This is a genomic window from Caballeronia sp. INML2, assembly GCF_023631365.1.
Taxonomy (GTDB): domain Bacteria; phylum Pseudomonadota; class Gammaproteobacteria; order Burkholderiales; family Burkholderiaceae; genus Caballeronia; species Caballeronia turbans.
Map to the genome: position 1 here is coordinate 1 of NZ_JALQDH010000159.1, position 3249 is coordinate 3249.

Below are 3249 nucleotides of genomic sequence, written 5' to 3' on the forward strand. Positions count from 1 at the left end.
AAAAAACCAAGGCCCGAATACCGGAACATCGGACTCGGCCAACTCGCGAAGTACCGCTTGCCGCTGGCAGGAAAGGTATCGATCCTGCATCGTATAAGCGGCTTGCTGCTGTTCGTGTGTCTGCCGTTCATTCTGTATCTGCTCGATCAGAGCCTCACGTCGGAGATCTCGTTCGACGCGTTCAAGGGCTTTCTCGCCAACCCCATCGTCAAGATCGTCACGCTCGTGCTGTCGTGGGCATATCTGCATCACTTCTTCGCGGGCATTCGCTTTCTGCTGCTCGACACCCACGTCGCGGTCAATAAGGAAGGCGGCAAGCAGACCGCGCTCATCGTGCTGATCGTTTCGCTGTTGCTCACGCTCGCGATGGCCCTCAAGATCTTCGGAGTGTTTTAAACATGGCAACGCAAAATCGGGTCGGCCCCAAGCGCCTGGTCGTGGGCGCGCACTACGGTCTGCGCGACTGGCTCGCGCAGCGCATCACCGCGGTCGTGATGGCTGTCTACACCGTCATTCTGCTGTTCTGGTTCTTCGGCGCGCACAACTTCTCCTATGAAGGCTGGGCGGGCATCTTCGCGACGCAGTGGATGAAGCTCGCGACTTTCGTAGCCTTGCTTTGCCTGTTCTATCACGCGTGGGTCGGCATTCGCGACATCTGGATGGACTATGTCAAGCCGATGGGCGTGCGCCTGCTGCTGCAGGTGCTGACCATCCTGTGGCTGATCGGATGCGCCGGCTACGCTGCACAGATTCTCTGGAGAGTTTAAAGAACATGGCTGCAATCAAGACTTCCCTGCCGCGTCGTCGCTTTGACGTGGTCATCGTCGGCGCGGGCGGCTCGGGCATGCGCGCATCGCTGCAACTCGCGCGCGCGGGTTTGTCGGTGGCGGTGCTGTCCAAAGTGTTTCCGACGCGCTCGCATACGGTGGCGGCACAAGGCGGCATCGGCGCTTCGCTTGGCAACATGAGCGAAGACAACTGGCACTATCACTTCTACGACACCATCAAGGGCTCCGACTGGCTCGGCGACCAGGACGCGATCGAGTTCATGTGCCGCGAAGCGCCCCATGCGGTGTACGAGCTCGAACACATGGGCATGCCGTTCGACCGCAATCCGGACGGCACGATCTATCAGCGCCCGTTCGGCGGCCACACCGCGAACTACGGCGAGAAGCCGGTGCAGCGCGCGTGTGCCGCGGCCGACCGTACGGGTCACGCATTGCTGCACACGCTGTATCAGCAGAACGTCGCGGCTAAAACGCACTTCTTCGTCGAATGGATGGCGCTGGATCTGATCCGCGACGCCGACGGCGATGTGCTCGGGGTGACCGCGCTCGAAATGGAAACGGGCGACGTCTACATCCTCGAAGGCAAGACGACGCTGTTCGCCACGGGTGGTGCGGGGCGCATCTTCGCGGCATCGACGAATGCGTTCATCAATACGGGCGACGGCCTCGGCATGGCCGCGCGTTCGGGCATCGCGCTGCAGGACATGGAGTTCTGGCAGTTCCATCCGACGGGCGTGGCGGGCGCGGGCGTGCTGATCACCGAAGGCGTGCGCGGCGAAGGCGGCATTTTGCGTAACGCCAACGGCGATCGTTTCATGGAGCGCTATGCGCCGACGCTGAAGGATCTGGCGCCGCGCGACTTCGTTTCGCGCTCGATGGACCAGGAGATCAAGGAAGGCCGCGGCGTGGGTCCGAACAAGGATCACGTGCTGCTGGACCTGTCGCACATCGGCGCCGAGACGATCATGAAGCGCCTGCCGTCGATTCGCGAGATCGCGCTGAAGTTCGCCAACGTCGACTGCATCAAGGAGCCGATTCCGGTCGTGCCGACCATCCACTATCAGATGGGCGGTATCCCGACGAACATGCACGGTCAGGTCGTGGGTACGGCCAAGGGCTATGACGATCCGGTCAACGGCTTCTACGCGGTGGGCGAATGCTCGTGCGTTTCGGTGCATGGCGCGAACCGTCTGGGCACGAACTCGCTGCTCGATCTGGTCGTGTTCGGCCGCGCGGCGGGCAATCACATCATCAAGCACGCGAAGGAATTGAAAGAGCACAAGCCGCTGCCGGCCGATGCCGCCGACTTCGCGATGGAACGCCTCGCGGTGCTGGAAAAATCGACCTCGGGCGAATACACGCAGAACATCGCCAACGACATCCGCGCGTCGATGCAGGCGCACGCGGGCGTGTTCCGCACCTCGAAGCTGCTCGAAGAAGGGGTGGGCAAGATCGGCGAACTCGCCGAGCGCGTGAAGCATGTGCATCTGAAGGACAAGTCGAAGGTGTTCAACACGGCCAAGGTCGAGGCGCTGGAGCTGGCGAACCTGATCGAAGTGGCGCGCGCGACGATGGTGTCGGCCGAAGCGCGCAAGGAAAGCCGCGGCGCGCACGCGCACAGCGACTACGAGCATCGCGACGACGAGAACTGGATGCGTCACACGCTGTGGTTCAGCGAGGGCGATCGCCTGGATTACAAGCCGGTGCAGATGAAGCCGCTGACGGTCGAATCGGTGCCGCCGAAGGCGCGTACCTTCTAAGGCACAGAGCGCAAGGAAATCGAAATGGCAAAGAGAATTTTTGAAGTCTATCGCTACGATCCGGACAAGGACGCGGCGCCGCGCATGCAGACGTACGAGCTCGAGCTGGAGCACGAGCGCATGCTGCTGGACGCGCTGGTGAAGCTGAAGGCGGTCGACGAGACGCTGTCGTTCCGTCGCTCGTGTCGCGAAGGCGTGTGCGGCTCGGATGCGATGAACATCAACGGCAAGAACGGGCTCGCGTGTCTGACGAATCTGAATGAATTGCCGCAGCGCATCGTGCTGCGTCCGCTGCCGGGTCTGCCGGTGGTGCGCGACCTGATCTGCGACTTCACGCAGTTCTTCAACCAGTATCATTCGATCAAGCCGTATCTGATCAACGATACGCCGCCGCCCGAGAAAGAACGCCTGCAATCGCCGGTGGAGCGCGACGAACTGGATGGACTCTACGAGTGCATTCTGTGCGCGAGCTGCTCGACGTCGTGCCCGAGCTTCTGGTGGAACCCGGACAAGTTCGTGGGCCCGGCGGGCTTGCTGCAAGCCTATCGCTTCATCGCGGACAGCCGCGATCAGGCGACAGGCGAACGCCTGGACAACCTGGAAGATCCGTATCGTCTGTTCCGTTGCCATACGATCATGAATTGCGTCGACGTGTGCCCCAAGGGGCTCAATCCGACCAAGGCGATCGGCAAGATCAAGGA

The 3249-nt window shown here is 61.8% G+C and carries 4 protein-coding genes; all 4 read left to right on the forward strand.

Features of this window, described 5'->3' with window-relative positions:
* Window positions 1-396: succinate dehydrogenase, cytochrome b556 subunit (gene sdhC / locus NCT32_RS36615; RefSeq protein WP_143756467.1), on the forward strand; the 396-nt coding region annotated here is incomplete at its 5' end.
* Window positions 397-398: 2 nt separating this feature from the next.
* The gene (sdhD, locus tag NCT32_RS36620) at window positions 399-767 is read left to right on the forward strand and encodes a succinate dehydrogenase, hydrophobic membrane anchor protein (protein ID WP_061122007.1); all 369 of its coding nucleotides are present in this window, start codon (window positions 399-401) and stop codon (window positions 765-767) included.
* A gap of 5 nt (window positions 768-772) precedes the next feature.
* Complete coding sequence (gene sdhA / locus NCT32_RS36625) at window positions 773-2548, forward strand: succinate dehydrogenase flavoprotein subunit (RefSeq protein WP_061122008.1); 1776 nt, start codon at window positions 773-775, stop codon at window positions 2546-2548.
* A gap of 24 nt (window positions 2549-2572) precedes the next feature.
* On the forward strand, window positions 2573-3249 hold a 677-nt coding region (locus tag NCT32_RS36630), incomplete at its 3' end, for a succinate dehydrogenase iron-sulfur subunit (protein WP_250491520.1).